At 60.5% G+C, this 23398-nt stretch carries 19 protein-coding genes; 15 read left to right on the top strand and 4 right to left on the bottom strand.

All coding sequences use genetic code 11. The features are described 5' to 3' along the window. The first annotated feature begins 346 nt into the window (after positions 1-346). Positions 347-1237, top strand: a complete 891-nt coding sequence (locus B9Z51_RS17765) for a DMT family transporter (protein WP_108376495.1) — start codon at positions 347-349, stop codon at positions 1235-1237. Positions 1238-1932: 695 nt separating this feature from the next. Here B9Z51_RS17765 and B9Z51_RS17760 read toward each other — a convergent pair. Further along, positions 1933-2733: an IclR family transcriptional regulator gene (locus B9Z51_RS17760; RefSeq protein WP_233255036.1), complete on the bottom strand. Its 801-nt coding sequence runs from the start codon at positions 2731-2733 to the stop codon at positions 1933-1935. A gap of 610 nt (positions 2734-3343) precedes the next feature. On the opposite strand from B9Z51_RS17760, the gene ltrA reads away from it, so the two are divergent. The 10 genes from ltrA to B9Z51_RS19095 all read left to right on the top strand — a co-directional run bounded on the left by ltrA (position 3344) and on the right by B9Z51_RS19095 (position 16300). Beyond that, positions 3344-4672, top strand: a complete 1329-nt coding sequence (gene ltrA / locus B9Z51_RS17755; RefSeq protein ID WP_199227584.1) for a group II intron reverse transcriptase/maturase — start codon at positions 3344-3346, stop codon at positions 4670-4672. Between the two features lie 214 nt (positions 4673-4886). Then, the gene (locus B9Z51_RS17750; protein WP_108376509.1) at positions 4887-6509 is read left to right on the top strand and encodes an acyl-CoA carboxylase subunit beta; all 1623 of its coding nucleotides are present in this window, start codon (positions 4887-4889) and stop codon (positions 6507-6509) included. 23 nt (positions 6510-6532) lie between these two features. After that, positions 6533-7699, top strand: coding sequence for an acyl-CoA dehydrogenase family protein (locus B9Z51_RS17745; protein ID WP_108376493.1), 1167 nt, complete (start codon positions 6533-6535; stop codon positions 7697-7699). Positions 7700-7710: 11 nt separating this feature from the next. Further along, a complete protein-coding gene (locus tag B9Z51_RS17740) occupies positions 7711-8592 on the top strand; it encodes an enoyl-CoA hydratase/isomerase family protein (RefSeq protein WP_233255035.1) in 882 nt (293 codons plus the stop codon). Positions 8593-8599: 7 nt separating this feature from the next. After that, positions 8600-10708: a biotin carboxylase N-terminal domain-containing protein gene (locus tag B9Z51_RS17735; protein ID WP_108376491.1), complete on the top strand. Its 2109-nt coding sequence runs from the start codon at positions 8600-8602 to the stop codon at positions 10706-10708. A gap of 249 nt (positions 10709-10957) precedes the next feature. After that, complete coding sequence (locus tag B9Z51_RS17730) at positions 10958-12715, top strand: acyclic terpene utilization AtuA family protein (protein ID WP_108376508.1); 1758 nt, start codon at positions 10958-10960, stop codon at positions 12713-12715. Continuing rightward, positions 12712-13932 (top strand): CaiB/BaiF CoA-transferase family protein, encoded by a 1221-nt coding sequence (locus tag B9Z51_RS17725; protein ID WP_108376490.1) that lies wholly within the window; start codon positions 12712-12714, stop codon positions 13930-13932. The genes B9Z51_RS17730 and B9Z51_RS17725 overlap by 4 nt, the downstream gene beginning before the upstream one ends. Positions 13933-14277: 345 nt before the next feature. Further along, positions 14278-14604: a helix-turn-helix domain-containing protein gene (locus B9Z51_RS17720; protein WP_108376489.1), complete on the top strand. Its 327-nt coding sequence runs from the start codon at positions 14278-14280 to the stop codon at positions 14602-14604. Further along, the gene (locus B9Z51_RS17715; protein WP_108376488.1) at positions 14601-15932 is read left to right on the top strand and encodes a type II toxin-antitoxin system HipA family toxin; all 1332 of its coding nucleotides are present in this window, start codon (positions 14601-14603) and stop codon (positions 15930-15932) included. Before B9Z51_RS17720 ends, B9Z51_RS17715 begins: the two co-directional genes overlap by 4 nt. A gap of 80 nt (positions 15933-16012) precedes the next feature. After that, positions 16013-16300, top strand: a complete 288-nt coding sequence (locus B9Z51_RS19095) for a CoA transferase (protein WP_146187809.1) — start codon at positions 16013-16015, stop codon at positions 16298-16300. A gap of 178 nt (positions 16301-16478) precedes the next feature. Here the strand turns inward: B9Z51_RS19095 and B9Z51_RS17705 are convergent, their stop codons facing one another. Beyond that, a complete protein-coding gene (locus tag B9Z51_RS17705; RefSeq protein ID WP_108376486.1) occupies positions 16479-17591 on the bottom strand; it encodes a type I restriction enzyme HsdR N-terminal domain-containing protein in 1113 nt (370 codons plus the stop codon). A 163-nt stretch (positions 17592-17754) separates the two neighbouring features. Between B9Z51_RS17705 and B9Z51_RS17700 the strand changes: the two genes are divergently transcribed. The 4 genes from B9Z51_RS17700 to B9Z51_RS17685 all read left to right on the top strand — a co-directional run bounded on the left by B9Z51_RS17700 (position 17755) and on the right by B9Z51_RS17685 (position 20622). Then, positions 17755-18261 carry a DUF924 family protein gene (locus tag B9Z51_RS17700; RefSeq protein WP_233255040.1) on the top strand — a complete coding sequence of 169 codons (507 nt, stop codon included), beginning with the start codon at positions 17755-17757 and terminating at the stop codon, positions 18259-18261. Between the two features lie 119 nt (positions 18262-18380). Beyond that, positions 18381-19145 (top strand): GIY-YIG nuclease family protein, encoded by a 765-nt coding sequence (locus B9Z51_RS17695; RefSeq protein ID WP_108376485.1) that lies wholly within the window; start codon positions 18381-18383, stop codon positions 19143-19145. Between the two features lie 15 nt (positions 19146-19160). Continuing rightward, entirely contained in the window at positions 19161-19373 is a 213-nt protein-coding gene (locus B9Z51_RS17690) for a DUF924 family protein (RefSeq protein WP_108376484.1), read from the top strand. Between the two features lie 403 nt (positions 19374-19776). Next, entirely contained in the window at positions 19777-20622 is an 846-nt protein-coding gene (locus tag B9Z51_RS17685) for a phosphotransferase (protein WP_108376483.1), read from the top strand. A 193-nt stretch (positions 20623-20815) separates the two neighbouring features. On the opposite strand, the gene B9Z51_RS17680 is transcribed toward B9Z51_RS17685, so the two are convergent. After that, complete coding sequence (locus tag B9Z51_RS17680; RefSeq protein ID WP_233255033.1) at positions 20816-21457, bottom strand: RloB family protein; 642 nt, start codon at positions 21455-21457, stop codon at positions 20816-20818. 32 nt (positions 21458-21489) lie between these two features. Next, on the bottom strand, positions 21490-22761 hold the full coding sequence (locus B9Z51_RS17675; RefSeq protein WP_108376481.1) for an ATP/GTP-binding protein: 1272 nt from the start codon (positions 22759-22761) through the stop codon (positions 21490-21492). Between the last annotated feature and the right edge of the window lie 637 nt (positions 22762-23398).

Raw genomic sequence — 23398 nt, 5'->3', positions numbered from 1 at the left:
GGCCTCAAAAACAGTTTTTGAGGCCTCAAAGGCAGCGGTATTTCAAAATGCGAAAAGAAAATCTAGGAAATGCTTCCTAGGGCAAGATGCTTCGCCTGAAACGATGAGTATTTCAGCAGCCTGCTAGGCAGTGTTGGAGTCAGCGACCAACGTATCTACAGCACGGCCATCTTGTCGGTCGGCACGCGCAAAGTCCGACATGGCGCACCCGAGCACCGCCGCACGAAACGCAGACCATAAGCACCACCCACAAATGTCGGGGTCTGCGACCGCCGATCTACAAAGACAGCGGTACGCATGGCTGCAGGCGACAGGGCCATACCGGCCGCCACGGCACAATGCCGGGATGAATTCACGCAAAGACCATTTGGATGGCCTGGCCATCAGTTTGCTGCTGGCCTGCTGCATGTTTTGGGGGCTGCAACAGGTGCTGGTCAAGTCCATCATGAACGAGGTAGCGCCCCTGTTTCAGGCCAGCTTGCGCTGCATGGGCGCCTGCGTGCTGCTGCTGATTTGGTGCCGCTTGCGCCGTGTGCGCCTGTTCGAGCGTGATGGCAGCCTGTGGGCCGGCCTCTTGGCAGGGAGCCTGTTTGCGGCGGAATTTGCCTGCATTTACTTGGGTCTGCGCCAAACCTCGGCTTCACGCCTGACGGTCTTTCTCTACACATCGCCGTTTTGGGTGGCGGCGCTGGTGCCCTTGTTCGTGCGCTCCGAACGCCTGCGCCCCATGCAATGGGTGGGCATGGCCTGCGCCTTTGTGGCGGTCGCCTTTGCCATGCGTGAAGGCCTGAGCACGGCAGGCCACAGCGCCACGGGAGACCTGCTGGGCCTGGCCGCAGGCGCCCTGTGGGGCCTGACCACAGTGACCATCCGCGCCAAAAATCTCACCCGCATCGCGCCCGAAAAGCTGCTTTTTTACCAAATTGCCACCACCGCCGTGGCGGTTCCCTGGATCTCACTGGCCTTGGGAGAAAGCTGGTCATTCCACTGGAGCAGCCTGGCCTGGGGCTCCATGCTGGCGCAAACCATCATCGGCGCCTTTGCCAGCTACCTGGCCTGGATGTGGATGCTGGGCCGGTACCCCGCCACCAAAATTTCGGTGTTTGTGTTCCTGACGCCCTTGTTTGCCCTGCTGTTTGGCACCTGGCTGCTGGGCGAATCGGCCACCCCCACCTTGTTGGCCGCATTGGGCCTGGTGGCGCTGGGCATTGTGCTGGTCAACCGCAAACCAGCTTGAAACGCAGACTTGAAGATATCCCTTGGGGCTGTACTTTCAGGTCCGAAGTTTGTGGGCTCGGCGCAGGTCCATGCCGGGGTCTTCGACCGCCGACCTACAAGTTCGCGCCGAAGCGTTGGGGCGTCAACATTCCCGTAGGTCGGTACTCGCAGAGTCCGACATCGTCTGGTTCGCCGATGGTGCCTGGAACGGGAATGAGCGATGGGCGTGCAAGGGTCGGGGTCTTCGACCGCCGACCTACAAGTTTGCGCCGAAGCGTCGGGGCGTCAACATTCCCGTAGGTCGGTACTCGCAGAGTCCGACATCGCTTGATTCGTCGATGGTGCCTGGAACGGGCATGAGCGATGGGCGTGCAATGGTCGGGGTCTTCGACCGCCGACCTACAAGTTCGCGCCGAAGCGTCGGGGCGTCAACATTCCCGTAGGTCGGTACTCGCAGAGTCCGACATCGCCTGGTTCGCCGATGGTGCCTGGCAAGGGCATGAGCGATGGGCGTGCAATGGTTGGAGTCTTCGACCGCCGACCTACAAGTCCGCGCCGAAGTGTTGGGGCGTCAACATTCCCGTAGGTCGGTACTCGCAGAGTCCGACATCGCCTGGTTCGCCGATGGTGACTGGCAAGGGCATGAGCGATGGGCGTGCAATGGTCGGGGTCTTCGACCGCCGACCTACAAGTCCGCGCCGAAGCGTTGGGGCGTCAACATTCGCGTAGGTCGGTACTCGCAGAGTCCGACGTTGACGGTGTGACGAGCACGGGCCAGTGCGCTTGCATCAGTGCGGCCAGCTGGGGTGCCCGGCTGAGCGGCAGCCGCACGCGCGAAGCGCCAATCGACAAGGCCGCGATCGCTGCCTGGCCCAACTGCCAGTGCAAACCGACCGCAGCGATGCCGGCCGTATTGCGGTAGGCAAAGCCGCGCTGGCGGGTGCTTTGCACCCAGCGCATGAGCTGGGCACGCGTGACGCCTTCAAGTTCATACGCGTCGCGGTGCTGCGCATGGTGCAGCTGAACCGTCGGATCGTTCAATGCCGCCAGCATGGCGATGCTGGCCACGCCCAGGCCCAGCAAGCGCGTCTCGCCCACCGTCTGCCGAAAAGCAGGCACCGCATGCTCACCCTGCTCCAGGTGCAGGCAGTGGCTGTAGTCACCCAGCCGCAGCACCAAAAATACGTTGTCACCACTCAGGCGCGCCAGGGTCTTCATGGCCGGTTGGCATTGGCGGATCAAGGCCGCCTGCCCCAGACTCGCGGCGCCCCAGGCTGTGGCTTGCACACCCAGGGTGTAGAGGCCGCGTTGTGCATCGCGCTCAACGAGCCCCGCGTGTTGCAGGCTGCCCAGCATGCGCCAGGCGGTGGTCCGGTCCAGGCCGCTGGCCTGCACCAATGCTTGCAAGGCGATGCCCTGATCGTGGTGGCGGGCCACCAAGTTCACCAAGCCCATGGCGCGTTCGATGCTTTGGGCGCCAGGGCGGGGGGACGTTGAAGTTTGAGTTTTTTGCACATTCACCTCGCAGGTCGGTCGCTTCAGGGCCGACATTAGCGGCTTCGGCCCAGGCACTTGTCGGGGCTAAAGCCGCCGACCTAGTGCGCCCGTGAAGGCGCGTACACAGCACGGTGAGAGTCCGTGTCGGGGTAAGCCAAGGCCCCGTAGCCGAAGGTAACTGCGTCGCTGCGAGGCGGGGTGGGGAGCAACCGGAGGCGAACTGGCGGTGCGCAGTAAAGCGAACTCGATTCGGCAGGGAGTGGCGGCGAGCTGGCTAGGTCTCTTGGCGAAGCCTGAAACACATCGCATGCGTTGTTTTGGTGGATAAAACGACATGCGGGCTACCCATGTGGTTGGAGGCGCAACGCTAGGAAGTGTGCGTGAGATAAGCGGGGAGAGCTGCGGCCCGAGGTGACGGGCTGCAGCAGTCAGAGCCATCGTAGTAGCGATGGGCTGCCAGAGCAGATAGGGCCAAACCACACTGGAAACGGTGTGTGCAAGCGAGAGTTTGCGATAACCGGGGTACGCCCCTTGAGCCTAAACCGAGCAGACGGCAGCCTGAGAAGTGCGGAATAGGAAAGCCGCATGAGCCAAGGGTGGCAGGAAAGTGGATACGAAAAGGACAGAGATGAACGAGAGCGAAAGTGAAACGGCGGCAGTGCCCCTTGTGGCTAAGCAAGCCGAGTCAGGCCCTGCCCAATGGGCGTGGGTGGACCGTGAAGTCTGGACGGATCGTATGTTGGCGGCGCTGGGCAACGGCGTCAAAGGAAACAAGTGGTTCAGTTTGATCGACAAGGTTTACCGCCTAAGCACCTTGCAAGCGGCTTGGCAACAAGTCAAGGCGAACAAAGGGGCATGGGGCGTAGACCGACAAAGCGTTGAAGCATTTGCGGCGCACGAAGAGCGGTACCTGAGCGAGCTGTCCAGACAACTGGAACAAGGAGAGTACAGGCCCCAGGCGGTGCGGCGGGTAGAGATACCCAAAGCGGGCGGTAAAACGCGGCCCTTGGGCATCCCGACGGTCAAGGACAGGATCGTCCAGACGGCGGTCAAGCGGGTGATTGAGCCGATCTTTGAGAACGAGTTTGAGGACACGAGCTACGGGTTTCGACCCGGCAGGGGCTGCAAAGACGCGCTGCGGCAAGTCGATGCACTTTTGAAGGAAGGCTACACCCATGTGGTGGATGCTGACCTGCAGGGGTACTTTGACAGCATCCCGCATGAGGCACTGATGGACAGGATCGGAGCGCACATCAGCGATGGAAGGCTGCTGGCTTTGATCAAAGGCTGGCTAAAGCAAGACATCGTGCAAGAAATGAGCAGATGGACGCCGACGGCGGGCACCCCGCAAGGGGCGGTCATCAGCCCGTTACTGGCCAATTTGTACCTGCATCCGCTGGACGTGAAGATGAAGGCGCAGGGCTACCGAATGGTGCGCTACGCGGATGACTTCGTGATTCTGTGCACGACGGCGCAACAAGCGCACGAGGCACTGGAGCAGGTCAAGCAGTGGGTAGGGCAAAACGAGCTGAGCTTGCACCCGGACAAGACCCATGTGGGGGACTGCACGCAAAGGGGACAGGGCTTTGAGTTCCTGGGCTACCGATTTGAGGCGGGCAGGCGCTGGGTGCGGGACAAGAGCCTCAAGAGCTTGAAAGACAAGGTGCGAGAAAAGACCAAGCGCACGAGAGGCGATAGTCTGCGCACGGTCATACAAGAGCTCGGGCCCATGCTCAAGGGGTGGTTTGGCTACTTCAAGCACGCCTACAAAAGCACGTTTCCAAAGATAGACGGATTCATACGCAGGAGACTGCGTGCAATGCTGCGCAAGCAGGAAAAGCGTCCGGGGATGGGAAGGTGCCATGACGATCACAAACGCTGGCCAAATGTGTACTTCGCTGAGTTGGGGCTGTTCACCATGACGCAGGCCCGATTGCAAGCGAGCCAATCCCGATGAGGAAACCACTGACTGGAGAGCCGTGTGCGGGAAAACTGCACGCACGGTTCGGAGGGAGGGGAGGCCTAGGCCTTCTCTACCCCTATCAAGCTGAAAGACTTTGCCCATTGACCACTTCACAGCGCGGCTCGCTAGGGAAAGCACCATGTGCACATTATGCACATCGGGTTTGCCGGGCATGGTCACGGTGCGTGGGCTGCGCTGCAATCTGTGCATGAGCACTTTTCAGACCCAGATCCATCCGGCCTCCGAAGCCTTTGTGGCGCAGCGCCAGGGCATGCTGGCCTTGATCGACGCCTGGCATGCGCTGGAGCAGCGCGCCAGCGACGCCTCGGCGAAATCAGCAGAGCGCTTTGCCAAACGCGGCGCCTTGCTGCCCCGTGAGCGGCTGGCGCAGTTGCTGGACCCCGGCGCGCCGTTCTTGCCGCTGGCCACGCTGGCCGGTTACGGCATGGACGACCCTGACCTGTCGCGCTGCGTGCCCGGCGGTTCGCAGCTGGCGGGCATTGGCCAGGTCAGCGGCGTGCGCTGCATGGTGGTGGTGACCGACTCGGGCATCGACGCCGGAGCGCTGACCGAAGCGGGCAACCAAAAGCTCATGCGCTGCCAGGAGATCGCGCTGCAAAACAAGCTGCCCTTTGTGCACTTGGTCGAGTCTGCGGGCTCCAACTTGCGCAAGTACCGGGTCGAAAAATTCATCCGTGGCGGCGGCATGTTCTACAACTTGGCGCGCCTGTCGGCGGCGGGCCTGCCCGTGCTCACCGTGGTGCACGGCTCGTCCACCGCAGGCGGGGCCTACATGCCCGGCCTGTCGGATTACGTGATCATGGTGCGCGGTCAGGCCAAAGCCTTTTTAGCAGGCCCGCCCCTGCTCAAAGCAGCCACCGGCGAGATCGCCACCGACGAGGCCCTGGGCGGCACCGACATGCACGCCACAGTGAGTGGCCTGGCCGAATACGTGGCCCAAAACGATGCGCACGCGATTGCCCTGGCCCGCGATGTGCTCGCCGCCATCGACTGGCCGCGTGCTGCCGTGGCCGCGCCCACGCAAGCCCCGCGCCCACCCCGTCTGTCGCCCGACGAACTGGCTGGCGTGATGGTGCTGGAACACCGCCAGCCGATCGACATGCGCGAAGTCATTGCCCGGCTGGTGGACGACTCGGCCTGGCTCGACTTCAAGCCCGATTACGGCAGCGCCACCGTGTGTGGCCACGCCCGCATCGACGGCTATGCGGTGGCCTTCATCACCAACAACGGCCCCATCGACCCGGCGGGCGCAACCAAGGCGGCGCAGTTCATCCACCTGTGCAACCAGTCGGGCACGCCGATTGTGTTTTTGCAAAACACCACCGGCTTCATCGTGGGCCGCGCCTCGGAAGAGGCCGGCATGATCAAACACGGGGCCAAGATGATCCAGGCGCTGAGCAACTCGCAGGTGCCGCACATCACGATCCACTGCGGCGCGTCGTTTGGCGCAGGCAACTACGGCATGTGCGGGCGAGCTTTCCACCCGCGCTTTTGTTTTTCGTGGCCCAACGCCCGCTCGGCCGTGATGGGGGGCGAGCAGGCGGCCACCACGCTCGACATCGTGGCGCGCCAGCAAGCCGAGCGCAGCCAAAAGCCGGTGGACGAGTCACGCCTTCAGTCACAAAAGACCGAGATCGTGGGCCTGTTTGAAAGCCAGGCCAGCGCCTTCTACACCAGCGGGCATATGCTGGACGACGGCATCATCGACCCGCGCCAGACCCGGGATGTGCTGTCCCTGGTGCTGGCCACACTGCGTGAAGCCGCCGCCCGCAGCCCGCACGCGATGCAGTTCGCTGTGCCCCGCTTCTGAATCTCTGAGGAAAGTCCCTGACCATGATCTACACCGCCGAACACCACGAACTGATGGCCAGCATCCGCCGCTTCATCAGCGCCGAAATCGACCCCTTTGTGGACGAATGGGAAGCTGCCGAAATCTTTCCGGCCCACGACGTTTTTCGCAAGATGGGGCAGCTGGGTTTTCTGGGCATCACCAAACCCGAGGCCTATGGCGGCATGGGGCTGGACTTCAGCTACGCACTGGCTGCCGCCGAAGCCATTGGTCACGTCAAGGCGCAAGGCGTGGGCATGGGCATTGGCGTGCAGGCCAACATGGCCACCCCGGCGCTGGCCAGTTTTGGCTCGGACGAACTCAAGCGCGAGTTCCTGGCCCCAGCGATTGCGGGCGAGGTGGTTTGCAGTATCGGCGTGAGCGAGCAAGGCGCGGGCTCGGACGTGTCGTCGCTCAAAACCCGCGCCCGGCGCGACGGCGACGACTACGTCATCAGCGGCTCCAAAATGTGGATCACCAACGGCACCCAGGCCGACTGGATCTGCCTGCTGTGCAACACCTCGGACGGCCCCTCGCACAAAAACAAGTCGCTCATCATCGTGCCGCTCAAGGACGCTGCAGGCCGCCGCGCCAAAGGCATCGAGGTGCAAAAGATCAAGAAGTTCGGCATGTGGAGCTCTGACACTGCACAGATCTTTTTTGACGAAGTGCGCGTGCCCGTGCGCCACCGCATTGGCGAAGAAGGCATGGGCTTCATCTACCAGATGAAGCAGTTCCAGGAAGAACGCCTGGACGGCGCAGCACGCCGCCTGGCCAGCATTGAGCTGATCGAGGAAACCGCCACCTACCTGCGCCAGCGCGTGGCCTTTGGCAAACCGTTGCTCGACAACCAGTTCATCCAGTACAAACTGGCCGAACTCAAGACCGAAATCGAAGCCCTGCGCGGCCTGATTTACATGGCCACGCACGCTTATGTGCAGGGGCAAGACGTGACCGAGTTGGCGTCCATGGCCAAGCTCAAGGCCGGACGCCTGGGCCGCGATGTGGCCGACTGGTGCATGCAGTTCCAAGGCGGCATGGGCTACACCTGGGACAACCGCGTCTCTCGCGCTTACCGCGACTACCGGCTCGGCTCGATTGGCGGCGGCGCCGACGAGGTGATGCTGATGGTGATTGCCCGCAAGATGGGGCTGATGGACCCGGCCGCCTGATGGAGACCGACATGAACTACGAACACTTGCGGGTACAGCACGCGCACGACATTGACTGGGTCACGTTGCACCGGCCCGAAACACGCAACGCCCTGTCGCCCGAGATGGTGGCCGAGCTGGCCCATGTGTTCATCCGGGCTGCTTTGGACAGTGCCCTGCGCGCTGTGGTGCTGCGCGGCAGCGCGGGGTTTTTCTGTGCGGGGGGCAATGTGGGCAACTTCCAGTCTCGCCTGGAGGCCACCGAGCACAGCGAAGGCGATCCGGTGGTCAACCGCAACCGGGCTTTTGGCCATGTGCTGCAGGCCCTGACGGCCTTGCCCATGCCGGTGCTGGCGGTGGTCGAAGGTGCGGCCATGGGCGGCGGCATGGGGCTGGCCTGCTGCGCCGACATCGTGCTGGCCACCCAAGACGCCCGCTTTGCCCTGAGCGAAACCGGCCTGGGCCTGATCCCGGCGCAGATCGCGCCCTTTGTGCAGGCCCGCGTGGGCCGACGTGTGGCGCTGCGCCTGGGGCTGAGCGGTGAGCGCGTGAGCGGCACGCTGGCGCAATCGCTGGGCCTGGTGGACGCGCTGGCCGCTGACAGCGACGCGCTCGACGCGCTGCAGGCGCAGTGGCTCAGCCGCATTTTGGCTTGCGGCCCGCAAGCCAACCGCTCGCTCAAGGCTTTGCTGTCGCGTGACGTGGCCGGTGACCCATCCGTTGACCATGGCCTTGGTGCCTGGCTCGACGACGCCGCGCAGCGCTTTGCCCAATGCATGCGCAGCGAAGGTGCCGAAGGCATTGCCGCTTTCCGCGAACGCCGCCCCCCAAGCTGGTCCGCCACGCTGCAAGCGGCCGATGTGGCGCGCCTGCATGGCCGCGACAGCGCCCTCACCCCCCCAAAATTGCATTGAATCCGCCATGCCTGTGAGCAAAAACATCCGCCCTTTTCACACCGTGCTGGTGGCCAACCGGGGCGAGATCGCGCTGCGCGTGCTGCGCACCGTGCGCCGCCTGGGCTACGGCTCGGTGGCCGTGTATTCCGAAGCCGACCGAAGCAGCCCCCATGTGCAGGCCGCCGACCGCGCCGTGTGCATCGGCCCAGCCGCACCCGCGCAGTCTTACCTGAACATCGAAGCCATCCTGGCCGCCGCACGACTGGCCGAGGCCGATGCGGTGCACCCGGGTTACGGCTTTTTGTCTGAGAACGACGCCTTTGCCGACGCGGTCGATGCCGCAGGCCTGGTCTTCATCGGTCCCTCGGGCGAGAACATCCGCGCCATGGGCAACAAGGCCGGGGCCAAGCGCCTGATGCAAGCCGCAGGCATGCCCTGCATCCCAGGTTACGAAGGTGAAGATCAAAACGACGAAACGTTTGTGCGCGAGGCCGAACGCATCGGCTACCCCATCATGTGCAAGGCCGCTGCAGGCGGCGGTGGGCGCGGCATGCGGCTGGTTCTGCAAGCCTGCGACTTGCCCGCCGCGCTGGCCTCGGCACGCTCGGAAGCGCGCACCGCCTTTGGCAGCGCAGAACTGATCCTGGAGCGTGCCGTGGTGGCACCGCGCCATGTCGAGATCCAGCTGCTGGCCGACAGCCATGGCCATGTGGTGCACCTGGGTGAGCGCGATTGTTCAGTGCAACGCCGCCACCAAAAGGTGATCGAAGAAGCCCCATCTCCGGCCGTGAACGCCGTGCTGCGCCAACGCATGGGCGAGGCGGCGGTGCACAGTGCGCGCACGCTGGGCTACATCGGTGCGGGCACCATGGAGTTTTTGCTGGACGCCGATGGTCAGTTTTATTTCATGGAAATGAACACCCGTTTGCAGGTCGAACACGCGGTGACCGAAGCCATCACCGGGCTGGACCTGGTGGAGTGGCAACTGCGCGTGGCCGCGGGCGAGGCGCTGCCTTTTGCGCAGGAGGACATCCAACTGGATGGCCATGCCATCGAAGTGCGGCTGACGGCCGAAGACGTGCCTGCGGGCTTTTTGCCGCAGACCGGCCCGGTGCTGCGCTGGCGGCCCCCCGTGGCGCACGACGTGCGCATTGACAGCGCGCTGGTCGAAGGCGGCGAGGTCAGCCCGCATTACGACTCGATGGTGGCCAAGCTGGTGGCGCATGGCCGCGACCGCGAAGAGGCCCGCCGCAAACTGCTGTCGGCCGTGCGCCACTGCGTGCTGCTGGGCTTGCCGAGCAACCAGGGCTTTTTGGCCGATTGCCTGAGCGATGCCGTGTTTGTTGAAGGGGTGGGCGTGCACACCGGCTTTGTGGCCGAGCGCATGGGCTTGCCCCCGTCCGCGCCGTTGCCCAGCATGCGCACCGTGGCGCTGGCCGCTCTGGCCGCGCAAGTGCACCACTTGCCTTGTGACGCGCAAGGCCATCTGCAAGCCCCCGCGCTGGCACAAGGCCAGGCCATGGGCCTGCTGCAATGGGGCGAGCAGCGCTGGCATTACCGCATACGAGCGACGAGCGTGCCCCATGGGCCTGATCAGGGCGCGGATCACAGCACGGCTTGGGAAGTGCAGTGCACAGCGCTGGGGTCGGTTGCACCGGCCTCAACTTCGGCCTCTACTTCATCTGAGACTTTTGCTGCCACTTCCCTGACACCCAACACCCACACCACGACGCTGACGCATGTGCAGTGGCTTGACGGCGTGCGCTCCGAACTGGCACTGGAGTGCCAAGGCCTGCGCGAGCAAATTTGCACGGCCCGCACCGACAGCGGCGTGCACCTTTTTCATGCAGGCCGTGCCTGGATTTTCGAATGCCCGCCCACACACCGTGCGGAAGGCCCGGAGGCCGGCAGCGGTGCCGTGCTGGCCCCGCTCACCGCCCGTGTGCTGCAGGTGATGGTCACACCCGGCCAGCGCGTGCAGGCGGGCGAGCGCCTGCTGGTGCTTGAAGCCATGAAAATGGAACACACACTGACCGCGCCTTTCACCGGCGTGGTGCGCGAGCTGCTGGCACAAGCGGGTGGGCAGGCGCTCAAGGGCGCTCTGCTGCTGCAGATCGAAGCGGAGGCGGCATGAAGGCAAACCTGTGCCGTGCGTCTTGGCGTAGGAGCCCACCCCTGTGGGCGATGGTTTTGTGGGCGTGTCCCACGCCCTATCGCCCACGGGGTGGGCTCCCACAAGGGCAGTGTGCCGACCTCCATCGCCCACGGGGTGGTCTCCTACAAGGGAAGTGCCGTGGCTGAAACTCATACGAACAGGGGGATTGGATCAACAGAGCTGCGCGTGCGCATCGGCGGGGCTTGCGGTTTTTGGGGCGACTCGGCCATGGCCACGCCGCAGCTGCTGCAGGTGCCGGGTTTGCAATATCTGGTCTACGACTACCTGGCCGAAACCACCATGGCCATTTTGGCGCGTGCGCGGGCCAAAGACCCGGCGCTTGGTTACGCCACCGACTTTGTGCAGGCCGTCATGACGCCGCATCTGCAGGCCATTCACGCGCGGGGCATCAAGGTCATTGCCAATGCGGGCGGCCTGAACCCTGAAGGCTGCCGCGATGCGCTGCTGCAGGTCGCTGAAAAGCAAGGCATCGCGCTGCGCGTGGCCGTGGTCACCGGCGACGACCTCATGCCGCAGATGGGCACGCTGCAAGCCCAAGGCCTGCGCACCACCGCCGACGCACAACTGCCCGAGCGCCCCCTGTCGGCCAACGCCTATGTGGGCGCACGCGGCATTGCCCAATCCCTGGGCGCTGGGGCCGATGTGGTCATCACCGGCCGCTGCGTGGACAGCGCCGTGGTGTTGGGCGCGCTGGTGCATGAATTTGGCTGGTCCTGGGAGGACTGGGACCGCCTGTCGGCGGGCACGCTGGCGGGGCATTTGATCGAGTGCGGTGCGCAGGCCACGGGCGGGCTGTTCACCGACTGGCAAGACGTGCCCGATTGGGCCAACATCGGCTACCCGGTGATCGACGTGGCCCCAGATGGCAGCCTGGAATTGAGCAAGCCCGAAGGCACAGGCGGTCTGATTCACCCCGGCGCGGTGGCCGAGCAAATCCTCTACGAAGTGGGCGACCCCGCGCAGTACCTGATGCCCGACGTGTGCTGCGACTGGCGGCATGTGCAGGTAGAGCGCACCGGCATAGGCACCGTAAAAGTCAGCGGCGCACGCGGCCTGCACGCCCCCACCCACTACAAAGCCAACGCCACCTGGCAAGACGGCTGGCAGCTGCAGCTGATGATGGCCATTCGCGGCATCGACGCTCCGCTGAAGGCCGAGCGCACGGCGCAGGCTTTGCTGGCGCGCTCACGCCTGTTGATGACGCAGCAGGGCTTTAGCGACTACAGCGAGACCTGCATTGAACTGCTGGGCGGCGAATCCCACTACGGCCCCCACGCACAAGCGCACACCGCCCGCGAAGTGGTGCTGCGCATCGCGGTGCGCCACGCACAGGCCAAGGCGCTGGGGGTGTTGCAACGCGAATGCGCGAGCAGCGGCACCTCGATGGGGCCGGGCACCCGCTCTTCGTTTTCGGGGCGTGCCGATATTCAGCCGGTCATCAAGCTGTGTTCCTTTCTGGTGCCCAAAAGCCAGGTGCGCTTGCAGATGCAGTTGGGTGACGGTGTGCAGGACGCGAGCGACTTGGCCGTGCCGCCGACTGCCAACGCGCATCCCGTTTACAGCCATGCGCCAGCGATTCCCGAGACGACCACTGCCAGCGATGAACCCCTGCAAGACTCCCGCCTGATCGACCTGGCCTGGGCGCGCAGTGGCGACAAGGGCGACGATGAAAACATCGGCGTGATCGCACGCCACGCCCGCGCCTGGGTCTGGCTGCGCAGCCAGTTGCAAGCCGATCAGGTGCAGGCCTATTTCAGCCACCTCGTGCAAGGGCCGGTGCTGCGTTACGAAGTGCCTGGCTTGCAGGCGCTCAACTTTGTCTTGCACCAGGCGCTGGGCGGTGGCGGCGTGTGCAGCCTGCGCTCAGACCCGCTGGGCAAGTCGTTTGCGCAGATGCTGCTGGACATGCCGCTGCGTGTGCCCGCCTCGGTGCTGACCAACCCCGCCACTGGAGACACCCCATGAGCGCCATCCTCGAAGGCATCAAGATCCTCGACCTGACACGCGTCATTGCCGGGCCCATGTGCACGCAAATCCTGGCCGACATGGGTGCCACGGTTTACAAGATCGAAAAACCTGGCGAAGGCGATGACACGCGGCGCATGGGGCCCTTTTTGCAAGACCCCGCCACCGGCCAGCCCAGCAACGACTCGGCGCTGTACCTGGCCTACAACCGGGGCAAGCACTCGGTCACGGTGGACATCGCCACCCCCGAAGGTGCGCAACTGGTACGCGATTTGGCGCTGCGCTGCGACGTGGTGGTGGAGAACTACAAAGTCGGCTCGCTGGCCAAATATGGCCTCGACGAAGCCAGCCTGCGAGCCCTGAAGCCCGCGCTGATTTACTGCTCGGTCACCGGCTTTGGGCAAACCGGCCCGTATGCGCCCAAGCCCGCTTACGACTTCATCTTGCAAGGCCTGGCTGGGCCCATGAGCACCTGCGGCCTGCCCGACGACCAGCCCGGCGGCGGCCCCATGCGCACATCCATTCCGATGACCGACATGGTGACGGGCCTGTACGCCACCATCGGCATTCTGGGCGCGCTCATGCACCGCCAAAAAACCGGCGAAGGCCAGGCCATCGACGCGGCCATGCTGGACGCGACTGTCGCCTTCAACGGCCACTTGGCCGTGGGCTACCTGATGAGCGGCAAGGCCCCACAGCGTGTGGGCAACACCAACCCGATCGCATCGCCCTCTGAAGTGTTTGACTGCGCTGACGGGCGAATCATCATCGCGGCAGGCAACAACGGCCAGTTCCAGCAACTTTGCGCCGTGCTGGGTGCACCCGACATGCCCGCAGACCCGCGCTTTGCCACCAACATGCAACGCATCGCCCACCGCAGCGAACTGCGTGACGCCTTGCAAGCCCTGGTGCGCGGCCGATCCCGGGCGCAGTTGCTGCAACAACTGAGCGACGCCACCGTCCCGGCCGGCCCGATCAATGACATGGCGCAAGTCTTTGCCGACCCGCAAACGCAGCACCGCCAAATGGTGGTGGAACTGCCCCACAGCTCAGGCCAGACCGTGCACGTGGTGCGCAGCCCACTGAACTGGTCGGCATCGCCCGTGACACACCGCGCGCCACCCAGGCTGGGCGAGCACAGTTTGCAGACGCTGCGGGACGAGTTGGGTTTGACCGATGCGCAGGTGGCGGGGCTGGTGGCGCGGGGGGTGGTTTGAGGGGGGTTGAAGGAGGGAATGGAATGTTCAACGGGTTAAGCCTGTTATTGATGTAATATTTATCATCAAAAAAGTGATGAGTTCAATTGAACAAGTAATGTTGTATTTATCATCAACTGTTCAGATGAGGCCATCCAAAATTCTGTAGCTCGTGTTGAAAATGCCTTTAACAGGTCATTTCAAGAGCTCTTCAAAGCTTTCGGTATCAACAGTGATTGACGATTCGATGCTATATTTGCTATCAAAATAGCAGAGCCGAAGGGCTATTGCTTTCGGTTTACCACTTCATTTGATGACAAATAAAGCACAATTTGCCGTCTGCTGATCCGCTCTGGAGGAGCACCCATGTCTATGCACCTGTCGAACTTGCCCGAGCTGGGATTGGAGGTAGCTCGCCTGCGACGTGATCAGGGCCTCTCCCAACGCGAGCTGGGCAAGCTCAGTGGCCTGGCCCAGTCCACGCTGGCTCGGCTGGAGACGGGCCAACTCAGCGAATTTGGCTCCCGAAAACTCCTTCGCCTGCTGGAGGTGCTGGGGATGGGCCTGAGCGTAACCCCGTTGCTTGGGCACGGGGCCAGCTTTACCCTGGACGATGCGCTGGCCGAGCGCCGTGCGCAGGTTGAATATGCAGCCCAACATCCACTGACCCAACGAGCCAGAGGTGAAAAATGAAACTGACCGTCTTTGTCCATGACACCCCCGTGGCCACGCTGGACTCGCCCGATGGCTTTCAGCACGTACTCTCCTACTACCCCACGGCCAAGCCCGAGCAATTCACCTCCTTGCTCATGCCCGTGCGCACCCAGTCCTACAACTACCCGGAGCTGCACCCGCTCTTTCGGATGAACCTGCCCGAGGGCTTCCTGCTCTCGGTGCTGCAGGAGCGCCTGGGTCCCCATGTAGGCGCTTCACCCCTGAACCTGCTGAGCGTGGTCGGACGCAATGCCATCGGGCGCGTGAAAGTCGCTCCTGAAGGCGCGGACCCCAAGTCGCCACCGGTGGCCTTCGAGGTCCGGCACATCTTGCGCGGTGACAACTCGGAGCAAGCCTTCATGAGCTTGGTGCGGGAATTCGCCGTCAGCGGGGTCAGCGGCGTGGTGCCCAAGTTCCTTGCGCCAGCGGCTGCGTGCCAGGATGCCAACAAGCTGCCAGGCAAGACCACACTGGCCACCGAAAAATTCATCGTCAAAGGCACGCCCGCTTCCCTGCCCGGGGTGGCCCTGAACGAGCATTTCTGCATGCAAGTGGCGCAGCGCGCCTTTGGCAACGCCGCAAAGACCGATGTCTCCGACGACGCACAGGCTCTGGTCGTACACCGCTTTGATTACGAGGAAGACGGCCAGACACGTTTGGGCATGGAAGATCTTTGCAGTCTGCTTTCATTGCGCCCAGAACAAAAATACGACGCCACCTGGGAGCGAGTGGCCAAGCGCATCAAGGACGTGACCCCTGTGGCGTGCCAGGCCGCTGCACTCTCGGACTTGAGCAACCTTTTGCTTCTGACCTATGCGCTGCGCAACGCGGACTGCCACACCAAGAACATTGCCTTGCTCTATTCGAACAGGCAGGATGTGCGACTGGCACCCGTCTACGACATGCTCAGCATCACCGTCTACGACGACTATTGCAACAATCCACCGGGCATGTCCATCCAGGGCCGCCAGACCTGGAACCCGGGTAAGGCACTGCCGCTGTTCTTGCAGCACCACTGTGGTATCGGCTTGTCTGCAGTCCATGCCAATGTGGAGCGCGTGTGTGAGGCCATCGTGGAAGTATCACCAGAGGTGCTGCGCGCCACACATGAGCACAAGCACTTCACCGAGGTGGGTGTGCGCATGCTGCGGGCTTGGAACGAGGGCATGAACAGCCTTCGTCTGCAAAAAGCCTGGAACCTGCCGAACCTGGACCACCTGTTAGGCGATGAGGCACTGGCCAAGGTGGCCGACCCGAAAGCACCCAGAAAGGTCATAGGCCGCAGCCCCTTGAAACTGATGAGTTGAGGTATTGGTCGACTCAAGAAGCACGGGGCAACCAGACCGCATGCGTCTGCTTCAGGGACGATGCAGGAGCGTTCATCAACATGGCGCAGGTCTTTGCCGACCCTCAAACCCATCACCGCCAAATGGTGGTGGAACTGCCTCACAGCTCAGACCAGACAGTTCGCGTGGTGCGCAGTCCTTTGAACTTTTCTGCATCGCCCGTGACGCACTGTGCGCCAACACGGTTGGGTGAACACAGTTTGCAGAAGCTGCGCGAAAAGTTGAACTTGACGGATGCGCAGGTGGCGGGGCTGGTGCGACGGGGATGGTTTGAGCGGCTAATGAGATGTGCAATGTTATCGGCTGCTACGGACGCACTGCTGACCTAGCCTTATTTGCACGTGTGGTTGCTTTGCAGCGAGAGTATTCATCAACCGGGCCGCTTCGTACTGCAGCTATCGGTCGGAATGCAGCCTGTTTAAGTCATCAGACGCGTCAACGCCCGGGTCAACCGGTATCAATGGAAGCATTGAAATCCGTGTGGAACCTACAGTTGGATTTCGCTGGTTATTCTCCGATACTTACATTAAGTTGTGAGCCAAAACGTAAACGCGCAACTTCGCATGCAATTTCAGTAATACGCTCGATTTGCGCCTTGCTGACGTTTGTGCCGATGAACCAGCCCGAAGATAATTTTGCAAAATGCGAGGCAGCAAGATCCGGTCGTCCTGGATATAGTTCATTCGGAGATTTGGCTAGATACCTTCTTTTTCGACCATGTTTGGGACGTGCTGCAAAGCGCTCCGGAAAACTCGCGTCGCGAGAAGTAAGTGCTTCAAAGACTCCTACTAGAACTTCAAGGCCGTTACGACACTGGTGGAACTTGCCATCAAGAGTGAAGCCAACTTGATGTACGTTACGAACTGCTTTGCGTTCAGACTTTTGTGGAATAGATATTTGAGTGAGGGCAGGTCGTAAAATTTGACTGGATGGCGTTCGTTCTTGCACGTCACCTCTTAGTGAAACCTGCTCGCGTAGGAATTTTGCAACTGCATCGAGGTCAGGCTTAAATCCGCACAGACTTTCAACCTTATCGGCCAAAATTTCAAGCAGAAGATCATCTTCTTCTGACACGAGCTTGGACCAAGCCTCAGGTAGACTTGCAAACATTTGCCTGTTTCTGGAGATATTTTTATAGTCCTCTCGTGCTGCGGCAATCGCTTGGCCGGAAGAGACTTGCTCATAGCTAAGATAACGTTCCAATCGCGCCACGCTCTCAGAGATTTCTCGTTCAACAATATCTAGTTTGTAGACTCGCCTCTCTGTGTAATCGCCTCGTTCCGCTGGAAGGAAAAAATTCCATTCCTGCCCGTCAGTAAGTATTGCTAGTGGCACGCCGATATGAAATGCATATTCAAAAAGCTGACGTTCGGCACCTGAGCTTTGCCCAATCTGCTTTACTTCAATAAAGGCGATCGGCTTACTGGCTGGGTGACATAAAGCAAAGTCAACTCTGCGGCCTTCTAATGAGTATTCAGGGCAAACGACATGAGTTTCATACGTGGGCCAACCAAGGGCCTGAAGCAGTCGAAGAATAATCCCTTGCGAAACGGATGCTTCGTTACCGTATCGGCCGGCCTTGATGCCTGACTGAATATCTTCTATGTGTTTTTGCAGCATTGAGAATAGTAAAAATGTTTGTTAAGAGATCTAACGTAATATATCCGGCAAAACCTCCTGCCTAAACTGGCTGATGCATATTTATTTCTCTGATTTTAATTAATTTAATTTTATATTTACTTCAGTCTAAATGATTCCCCATTCGGTCCTCCACTTCTGATTCATAGAGCTCACCCCCAAGCACCATTTCGCCAAAAACGCCGCCTTGGACGAAGCCATCCGCACCCGCTTCGGGGCCACGCTGGCGGCGGCGCCGCGGTGTGAGTTGTTTGCCTGGCACACCACGCCCGAGGGGCGATTGGCCGAGGTCTTGGTGCTCGACCAGTTCTCGCGCAACGTCTACCGCGACACCCCCCAAGCCTTTGCGCAAGACGCGCTGGCCTTGGCGCTGGCGCAAGAGCTGGTGGCCAGTGGGCAAGACCGCAGCCTGCCCTTGGCGCTGCGAAGCTTTGCTTACATGCCCTACATGCACAGCGAGTCCGCCCTGGTGCACACCCAAGCCGCCCTCCTGTTTGCGCAGCCGGGCCTAGAAGTCACCCTGCGATTCGAGCAGCGCCACCAAGCCATCATCGAGCGCTTTGGCCGCTACCCCCATCGCAACGCCATCCTCGGCCGCCAGTCCACGCCTGAGGAGCTGGCTTTTTTGAGTGAGCAGGGGTCGGTGTTTTAGCCTTGCGAAACGATGTTTGTCGAAACATCGATAGCCATTGGAGTCGTTGCGAATACGGCTTGTGTCAGGTTTAAACTAGGCAGCTGTAAAAAAATACCACTTTAAGGCTCACTCGCGTAATGCCATGCGTTTATATCCTGACCAATCCAGCAATTCCCGGACTGATAAAAATTGGCTTTACATCCGACCAAGCTCACGAAAGAGCCAAAACCCTCAGTGGAACCAGTGCGCCTGTACCCTTTGATGTTGCTTGGTCGATCGAAACTTTGACAACTGACCTTGCCAGAGAGGTCGAGCAAGAGGTTCACGCCTTTCTTTCGGCTACACGGTACAACCCTGCGCGCGAATTTTTCCAGCTTTCTGTCGCAGAAGCCATCGACCACATTGAGCGGATTGCCTACGAAAAAAGCGCCGTCTCATCCAATCTTGAATGCGTAGCTCGGTTTATTGAGGCTGAGCGAATTCAAAAAGAGGAAGAGCTTGCCAGACAAAAAGCAGAAGCGGCAAGAAAGGCGCTCCAAGAAAAAGAGGAGCAACGACGCGCAGCTGAAGCAGCTCGTTTAGCTCAAGTCCAAAAGGAGCGCGATGCACACGAGGAGGGGAAAAAGATCACTGCTGAAATGCTGGACTTGGCTAAAAAGATTGTGGATTTCATCGATATCAAAATGATCGATTACGACCGGAAATCTTTTTTTGGCAAAGAACCAAGATCGAGCTTTGAGCGAAATGTCTTTTTTTCCATAGCCGAGCTGATCAAAGCGAGTCACTACAAAATTACCGCCGAACAGCTAGCCGCAAAACCAGACGAGCCGTTGGCACTCTACCGAACGAAGCTCTCACATCACATTGCAAACCCATACAAGTTTCATGAATTACTGCGCTAAAGCAGCTTTGGCTACATGCCCAGCTTGCACAGCGAGTCCGCCCTGGTGCACAAACAAGCTGCCCTCCTGTTTGCGCAGCCGGGCCTAGAAGACACCCTGCGCTTCGAGCAGCGCCACCAAGCCATCATCAAGCGCTTTGGCCACTACCCGCACCGAAACGCCATCTTGGGCCGCGAGCCCACGCCCGAGGAGCTGGTGTTTTTGAGTGCGCCGGGGTCGGGGTTTTGAGCCTTTTCAACATATTCTGGACACTTCGTTGGGTAATTCGGCTAGCACCTTGGGTTGAAGGTCAGCGACAGGCATTTGCCGAGTCAAGACGATGAGCCTTTTTTGACCCCATCGAACAACTTCAAGTTACTTACGAGGCACATGCCTGTGCCTGTGTACTGGTTTAGAAGTCCTCAAGCAAGCCTGAAATGGCTTTTCGTGTCCTTGCTGTCTGTGCAAAAATCACGCCCTTTTTTGCGGGACACACATGCATCTGGACATCGCGCAATCGACGCCAACGGCCAACAGCATCGCCGCCTTTGTGCAGACCCGTTATGGACTTGGTGAGGTCGTTGAGAGTGAGTTTCTAAGGCGAAGCTTCAACCAGGTCTATCGACTGTAATTTGCCAACGGACGCCGCGTTGTGGCCCGTCTGTGTGCTGACCGACCGAGGGGTGGTCCCAATGCCTTGTTTGAGGCTGCGGCGCTGGAGCACTGGGCACAGCTTGGCTGCCCAGTCTCTCGCTGCGTCACAACGGTGTCCGGCGATATAGCCATACAAGTGCCGCTGCCTGAAGGCGCCCGAACACTGATGCTGTTCGAATATCTGGACGGGGAGATGACCGGCCCAGAAACCGCTGACATTCAGGCCTTTGCACAGGGATTGGCCGCCTTGCACACAAGCGGCGAAAGCTACCAAGGGCCAAAGAGCGCCTATGTACTTGACCTCAACTACCTTCTCCTTAAACCGCTGGAGGGATTGCTTCGCGCGCCTTCCATGACCGGCGAATTGCGCCCGAAATTCGAGAAACTGGGCTTGCGGCTAAACGATGAGATTCTTGCCATGGGAGAACTCAGCCATGTGCTGTGTCATGGCGACGCGCATGGTCAGAACAACTTCATAACCACCAACAGCGAAGGGGAACGCCAGGCCCTATTCTTCGATTTTGACGAAGCAGGGCCGGGCTATCTGTCGTATGAGCTTGCGGTCTACCCATGGAACCTTTACCCGCGCATGCCCGACGAGGAGGCGAGCAACAGGGTGCAAATGCGGTGGAAAAATTTCATCGCTGCTTACCGGGACAGGCGGCCGGTCGCAGATGCCGACCTTGCTGCCATCGCACGCTTCATGGCCGTGCGGCAATTCTGGTTAATGGGGGAGTACGCTGGACGTGTGCCGGTTTGGGGTTCCCAAACCATGACGACAGGCCAACTCCACCGGCAGGTCGAATTGCTGCGTCAATGGGAGCTGTTGCAATTGCCAACTTAGTGGCCCGCCCAGGTCTTTGGTGTCGACCAGCATGTCGGGTTGAACCTTGGGCTCAGCCGCGCAGCAAGGCCATCAGGTCTTGCGTTTTCCAGGGCACGTAGGCCTTGCCACGAGTAAGCCACTGTTTTACTTTTGCCTAGTCCATCCCAGGTCACTCAATGCACTCGGTCTTCCCAACTGAACTTGACCTTCATCAGGCACGCAGCGTGGTCAGTAGTTCGACCAGTTCGTGCAGGGCGGTGAAGGGTTCGGGGTCGGTGTACGCATTGAACTTCGCGGCCAGTGCCTGCGCACGTTGCATCGCCGTTTCCAGCCGCACGCGGGTTGTTGCAAACGCCCCGCCTGCGCCTTTGTCATAGGCGGGGATGTGCTGCTTCAAACGAGCCATCACCTCATCGCGGTCAATCGGCGCTTGAATATCCTCATAGTGCAGCAAAAGCCACAGCTCAAAACTGGGGACGGAGGCAATGGCTTGGAAGCGGACCGCTTGCCTGTCGTCGTTGCGCAGCTTGCCGTCCAGTGATTGCGCCAAACTCAGTGCATTGAAATAGCTGTCGTGGTCGTCACGGTCAAACACGGCATAGACCTGTTCAAAGCTCTTGGGGCGAATGCCTTTGTACAAATCGCCTTGTTCAAACAATTGCTGGGCATAACGCACCACCTGGATGGGCGCGGTGCCCAATTCCCCTGGCTGCACTTCAACGTTGGCGGAGTGCAGCTGATGTGCGACGCGGATTTCTTCCAGATACAGGGGTTCGGTCTTGCTGCCTTCAGTGACGATCAGGATGCGTGCGTAACTGGCGCGCTGTGCCTCCTTGGCCACTTTGCGGCGCAACTGCCGGTCTTTGGCTTGGTTGTCGCGCCCGATCAGTGCGGCACTCCCAGAGCCTGACTGCGCAAAATGGGCAGCGCACCATAGCGCCCTTGCAGGTAACCACGCTCCAGAGCTTCATTCTTGCGCGGGCTGAAGTCGAGCAAGGGATACAGCGATGAACTTTGATCCGGACGCTTTTCGACAAACCAGACTTGATCTCGCCTGAACAGACCATAGGCATCCAGCAGAGAAGTGTCGTGTGTGGTGAAGACCAGCTGAGCACCGCCCGTGTTGACTTCAGGCCGGTGGAACAAGCGCACCAGCGCCTGCACCAACAGTGTGTGCAAGCTGGTGTCGAGTTCATCGACCACCAACGTCAGCCCCTTGTTCAGAATGTCCAAGATGGGTCCGGTCAGGAACAACAGGTTGCGCGTACCGCTCGATTCGTCCATCAAGTCGAAAACGGCCTTGCCGTTTTCGGTGATGTGGTGGAACTTCACTTCGTCCACAGCTTGCTCTGCCGATTCTTCCTCGCGCTTGCCGGTGGCCAGATCAAAGCGGAGGCTTTGCACCATGGCCTGCTGGGTACTGACTTTGATGTCGGCAATGCTGATATCGGCGGCTTGTAGAAACTCGCAAATCGCCTTGCGCTGCGCTTCTTGCTTGAGCATTTGCAAAGAAAACTCCGCAGACAGTGGTGACTGTTCATTGATGATCACAAGCCGGTTTGCGAACCAGTCAAACACCGGGCGCAATGCCTCGCTGTTGAGTTGCACTGCCACGGAAAGGAACAAGGCATTGGATCGCGTCGCCCCCTCCCACAGGTGCTTGGCCCCCTTCATGCCGGGGCCGAACTCGTAGACATCCTTACCGCTTTGGGCGTCGAAGTGTCGCTCGAACCAGCGTTGCGGTTTGAACGCCTTGTAAACCAGCAGTTGCTCACTGACGATACGTTGGGCGTTCATGGCAAAACCATACTGGTAGCGTACGCCGTCGAGGATGAAGGTGACTTCGAACGCTGTTTGCAAACTGCCCGATGTGGTGTCGAGCTTGAAGGGCTGAAGACGGTCAAAGGTCTGGCCCGGTTGAAGAGCTGCCGACTCCAGCACCACCCCGCGCATGTACTGCAGGGCCTTGATGAGATTGGACTTACCGCTGGCGTTTGCGCCGTAAACCACCGCGCTCTTGAGCAAATGCGGGGCCGCCTTCAGCCCGGTGTCCAGGGCGTGGGTGTCCAACAAGGACTTGTCCGTGGACGCCACCAGGCTGAGCACCTGCTCGTCGCGCAGGCTCCGGAAGTTCTTGATGCGGAACTCGACCAGCATTGAATTCACCTATTGAATATTAAAATATATTCGCATTATGCACATTCATTCCAAATTACTGGTTTATTTGAATTCACATTGGGGTTTATTAGCGAATTGGCCGCTGAACGTTTCCGCCTGCAACCTGGCTTACACGTCCAACAACACATTCAGGGATGACAGCGTTTATGTTGTGCCGCAGACTTTGGGCACCCATGGATCTAGCGGAACACTGCAGCGGTGGGAAGTGGCAAGCAAGTCCTTGCACAACGTAGGCACACTCCCCTCAGCTAGCGATTGGGGTGGTACTGCTGGCAATCGTGTTTTCACAGGGCAGCTGTCCCCCAGCGCATTGATCGGTGGAACTTTTGTGGCACGGATTTCTTCAGACGGTCAAATTCAAGCAACGGGCAGCAGGCAGGCGTCTCGAACTGCACTTGCTGGACTTTTGAAGTCTGCCCTTCAGAGTCCTCATCTGATGGTTGCTCAGTCAGCTCACTGACATCGCCAGCCGCGCGATGTTGTGCAGTTCATTCAGGCGAATGACCATGCTGCACACGCGGCTTGCTGTAACCCATGCGTCTGCCCTTAGGGGTTAACGTGATGTAACGCACTGTGACTCGTCCTTACGATGGCCCGACTTCCAACCCCAGCAGTC

It is taken from the genome of Limnohabitans sp. T6-5 (assembly GCF_003063315.1).
In the GTDB taxonomy this organism is placed as follows: Bacteria; Pseudomonadota; Gammaproteobacteria; order Burkholderiales; family Burkholderiaceae_C; genus Limnohabitans_A.
This window is presented reverse-complemented; position numbering and strand designations above follow the sequence as displayed.